Source organism: Corallococcus sp. 4LFB, assembly GCF_046520365.1.
Lineage (GTDB): Bacteria > Myxococcota > Myxococcia > Myxococcales > Myxococcaceae > Corallococcus > Corallococcus caeni.
Map to the genome: position 1 here is coordinate 1 of NZ_JBKGHJ010000954.1, position 1,542 is coordinate 1,542.

1 protein-coding gene and 1 pseudogene are annotated in these 1,542 nt (G+C 74.3%); both read right to left on the bottom strand.

The window, feature by feature from the left end; genetic code table 11:
* Positions 1-968 (bottom strand): cation:proton antiporter (locus ACLEQD_RS43110; RefSeq protein WP_410391750.1); only part of this gene is annotated, 968 nt, incomplete at its 3' end.
* Positions 965-1,542: pseudogene (locus ACLEQD_RS43115) on the bottom strand (sodium:proton exchanger); the annotation flags it as partial. The pseudogene ACLEQD_RS43115 and the gene ACLEQD_RS43110, both read right to left, overlap by 4 nt.

The window sequence follows — 1,542 nt, forward strand, 5'->3', positions numbered from 1 at the left end:
AGCCCCGCGCCCGCCGCGGCGAAGAAGAGCGCGAACACCGGCAGGCCCGCCTGGTTGATGGCGTGGTGGATGCGCCGGCCCTCGCGCTCGTCCAGGTTGGCGATGAGCGCCCCGGCCGCCAGCGACACCAGCAGCGGCGACAGGTGCAGCCGCGCGCCGCCCTCCGCCGCGGCGAACGACAGGCCGACGAGGAACAGCGGCAGCTCGCGGTTGACGCCCCGCATGTACAGGAGCATCGCCACCGCCAGCAGGCACCCCACCGCCACGGAGCCGAACAGCTCCCACCCCACCCCGCCCACCAGCGCGGGCAGGTCCAGGCCGTTGCCGAACGTCGCGCGGGTGACGCCCGCCGCCAGGCCGAAGGCCACCATCACGAACAGGTCCCCGATGATGACCAGCGCCATCAGGAACTCCGTGAACGGGCCGCGCGCGGCCGTCTCCTGCACGATGGCGATGGTCACCGTGGGAGAGAACGACACCACCACCGTGGACAGCAGCGCGCTCACCGCCAGCGCCTGCGGCACCGTCATGGGGGCCAGGAACGGCAGCACGGGCTTGAGCGCGAACGTCGCCCCGAAGCACACCGCGAACGTCACCCCGCACACCGCCGCGCAGAGCAGCGCCACGCGCGTGCCCACCCGGCGGATGAGCCCCAGGTGCAGCTCCGTCCCCGCGACGAGCGCGATGAGGCTCACCGCCAGCCCCTTCACCAGCTCCAGCCCTTTCACGCCCGCGTTCGGGATGAAGCCCAGCGCGTACGGCCCCACCGCCACGCCCACCAGCAGGTAGCCGGTGAGGCGCGGCAGGCCCAGGCCCCTGGCCACCTTGCCCGCGAACAGGCCGCACAACAGCAGCGCGCCCGCCGCCAGCAGCACCGGCGTGCCCGCGTCCGCGCGCACCGACTGGGCCTGGGTGATGGCCGCGAGCAGCGCCATGAGCAGCAGCAACCGGAAGATGGACCCCTTCACGCGGCCACCCCCGCGCCACCGGTGGGGGGCGTGTCCCGCATGGGCGTGGCCCGGGGCTCCGCGGCCAGCACGTGCCGGAAGGCCCCGTGCGCGAGCATCTCGTTGACGACCGCGCCCACCGCCACCACGTCCAGCACCCGCTGCGACAGCGAGCCCGGCACCAGCAGCACGTACTCCGCCACCAGGCACAGCGCCAGCCCGCCCTGGGAGATGAGCGCGTAGCCGAAGCGCGGCGGCAGGTCCAACACGCCCCGCGTGAGCCGCTGCGCGAACGTGCCGCCCAGCACCTTGCCCACGAAGCGCAGCCCCACGAACGCGGGCAACAGCGCCCACGCGGACAGGTCGCGCGCGTGGATGTGGCTGCCCACCAGGAACACCAGCACCAGGTACGTGGGACGCTCGACCCGCGAAAGCGCCCGCGACACCCGCTCCGCGGTGCGCCCGCCCATGAGCGCCAGCGTCGCGCCGCACGCCACGCCGGCCAGCAGCGACGACAGCCGCAGGTACGCCGCCGCGCCGCCCACCAGCGCCACCATGCCCAGCGTCACCGTGGTCTGCTCCGCCAGGTCCTTGA